This is a genomic window from Dyella sp. 01N36 (assembly GCF_056399745.1).
The window spans coordinates 1-2636 of the sequence record NZ_JBFTRY010000310.1; the positions used below are offsets into that span (position 1 = coordinate 1).

The following is a 2636-nucleotide window of genomic DNA, read 5'->3' on the forward strand; positions in this document are numbered from 1 at the left end:
ATGAAGAGCAGCGAGAGCCCGCCCTGGAACGCCAGGAAAATCGTCTGCCGCGTCTGCTGGCGCAGGCGCGAATGCGTGCGGCTCAGCGCCACCAGTTGGCGAACGCGGCCGTCGCTGCCACGTATCTGCTGCACGGCGAGATAAAGATTCGGCCATGGCTGCAGCACCATGTCGCGCTTTTCTTCCAGCCAGCTCGGCAGCGATTCCTGCATGGACGGGGGCATGCGGATCGGCGACAGCGCCTGTCCGTTTTCGTACAGCGTCGCCTCGATGCCTTCGCGCCGCTGTTGCAGCGACCACTCGGTGAGCGCCGTCGGGCCGCCCGCTTCAAACGCCTGATCCGCGCCTTGCGCCACGGCGGACCAGTTGATCTCCACCGCGGTGCTGTATTCGATGAAGCTCTGCGTGAGAAAGATACCCAGGGCCAGCGCCAGCAGGTTGGCGGCGCAGAAGCTGATCAACACGCGCCAGTAAAGCGAGCTCTTGAACGGACTCACGCGCCACCCGCCACGAGGCTGTAGCCCGCACCGCGCACGGAATCGATGCGTGGCGCCTGCGGCGACGCTTCGGCCAGCTTGTGGCGCAGACGGCTTACGTGCACGTCGATGCTGCGATCGAAACGCTCGAGCTCGCGGCCCAGCGCCATGCGCGTGAGCGTGGACTTATCGACCAGCTCGCCGGTGCGTTGAGCGAGTGCGAGCAGCAGCTGGAATTCCGCGCCTGTGAGCGACAACTCCTGCTCACCCACATAGGCGCGACGCTCGCCCGGCTCCAGTCGCAGCACGCCCACTTGCAGCGTGCCCGCCGTGGCCGGCGTATTGCGTCGCAGCTGGGCACGCACGCGCGCCAGCAATTCACGCGGCAGGCAGGGCTTGGTGAGGTAATCGTCCGCGCCCAGTTCCAGACCGATTACGCGATCCACCGGCTCGCCCTTGGCCGACAGCATGATCACCGGCAGGCGATGCTTGAGGCGCAGCTCGCGCAGCGTGTCCAGGCCGTCGCGCCCCGGCATCATCACGTCGAGGATCAGCAGGTCCGGGCGCGTCGACGGGTTGTGAAGCTGCGCAAGGCCGGCCTCGCTGTCGTGCGCGACATCCACCACGAAGCCCTCGCGCCGCAGGTATTCAGCCAGCAGTTCAGCCAGTGCGCGGTCGTCGTCAACGATGAGGATTCGGGGCATGTCGGGGATTTTTCTGGTGCCTGGAGGGCCATTCAAGCGGTGCGAAGGAACTTGCTCCACCGGCTTTACCGTTCTTTACCTTCCCGCAAAGAACATACACATAGCGCTGTCGTCAAATAGGCACCACGCAAGACCCCTCCACCACGACACAGGTAATCCCCATGCGCAAGAACATCTCTCTCGCTCTGGTGCTCGCTTCGGCTGTTGCTCTCGCTCCGTTCGCCATCGCCTCCGCTCAGGACGGTGGCCCGCACGGTGGTCACGGTCATGGCCACGGCGCGTTTGAGGCGTACAGCAAGCTGAACCTTAGCGACGCCCAGAAGGCCAGCATCAAGCAGATCATGCAGAGCTCCTTCTCGCAGGGTAAGGCCCAGCGTCAGGCGCTGCGCCAGCAGCGTGAAGCGTTCGAGCAGATGGCTCCGAATGCTTCCGGTTACCAGTCCGCGGCTACCGCCCTGGCCCAGGCCGAAGGCGCCGCCACCACGGCCCGCGTGCAGCAGCGCGCCGCGATCCGCGCCCAGGTCTACGCCATCCTCACCCCCGCCCAGCAGGCCCAGCTGGCCACCTTCAAGGCCCAGCAGGTTGCACGTCACCAGCAGTGGGAACAGTTCAAGGCCACGCACCCGACCTCGGGTTCGTCCTCGGCCCAGTAACGGTTCGGACGACGGCATAACAACGTAACGGCGCCTTCTCCGCGCCAGGTAAGAAACTCGGCGCCAGCCTGCATGCTGGCGCCGTTTTTTTGTGGGACCTCAATCCCCTTGTAGGAGCGCACTTGTGCGCGACCGCGGAGTCACGTGGGTACCGCTCCGTAGGTTTGTCGCGCACAAGTGCGCTCCTACAACAGGCTAATCGGCGATCAATCGGCCTTGAAGCCTGCCTGTTGCGCCGCCGGCACGAAGACCTTGTGCGCATAACTCTCCGGCTTGCTGCCCACGGCCACGCCGCCATGGATGCGCGACTGCTGCACGTCGCCGAAGAACCAGTACGGGAACGTCGGCTCCAGAGCGCTCGCTTCGTTCAAGCGGGCACGCAAGTCGGCCGGGATGTCGAACGACAGCGCAGCGAGGTTGTCATCCAGTTGAGCCAGCTTGGTGGCGCCGACGATCACCGAGGCGATGCCCGGCTGCGTGGCCACCCAGTTGAGCGCGACCTGCGCCATCGGCTTGTCCAGCTTGGCGGCCACCTCTTCCAGCGCGGCGACGATCGCCCAGTTGCGTTCGGTGAAGCGGTCGAAACCCGGTGCGCCCGAGATCTTCGCCAGGCGGCCGTCGCCCGCTGCACCGGGCTTGTACTTGCCCGACAGCAAGCCCATGCCGAGCGGACTCCACGCGGTGATGCCCATGCCCAGTTCGGCGGCCATGGGCACGAATTCGTGTTCCATGTGGCGCTCGATCAGCGAGTACTCCAGCTGCAGATTCACCAGCGGAGTCAGCGCATGCGCCTCGGCATACTG

3 protein-coding genes and 1 pseudogene are annotated in these 2636 nt (G+C 65.4%); 1 reads left to right on the top strand and 3 read right to left on the bottom strand.

The features are described 5' to 3' along the window. Nucleotides 1-497, bottom strand: a pseudogene (locus AC1DMG_RS21485) (sensor histidine kinase); the annotation flags it as partial. Further along, nucleotides 494-1180 (bottom strand): response regulator, encoded by a 687-nt coding sequence (locus AC1DMG_RS21490; RefSeq protein WP_441603443.1) that lies wholly within the window; start codon nt 1178-1180, stop codon nt 494-496. The gene AC1DMG_RS21490 and the pseudogene AC1DMG_RS21485, both read right to left, overlap by 4 nt. A 161-nt stretch (nt 1181-1341) precedes the next feature. On the opposite strand from AC1DMG_RS21490, the gene AC1DMG_RS21495 reads away from it, so the two are divergent. Continuing rightward, nucleotides 1342-1833, top strand: a complete 492-nt coding sequence (locus AC1DMG_RS21495) for a Spy/CpxP family protein refolding chaperone (protein ID WP_441603444.1) — start codon at nt 1342-1344, stop codon at nt 1831-1833. Nucleotides 1834-2039: 206 nt separating this feature from the next. Here the strand turns inward: AC1DMG_RS21495 and AC1DMG_RS21500 are convergent. Then, the coding region (locus AC1DMG_RS21500; RefSeq protein WP_477181086.1) for an aldo/keto reductase at nt 2040-2636 on the bottom strand (597 nt) is incomplete at its 5' end.

Bases quoted from the DNA above. Each gene is read 5' to 3' on its own strand.
- AC1DMG_RS21490 (WP_441603443.1), bottom strand. From the start codon at position 1,180: ATGCCCCGAATCCTCATCGTTGACGACGACCGCGCACTGGCTGAACTG.
- AC1DMG_RS21495 (WP_441603444.1), top strand. From the start codon at position 1,342: ATGCGCAAGAACATCTCTCTCGCTCTGGTGCTCGCTTCGGCTGTTGCT.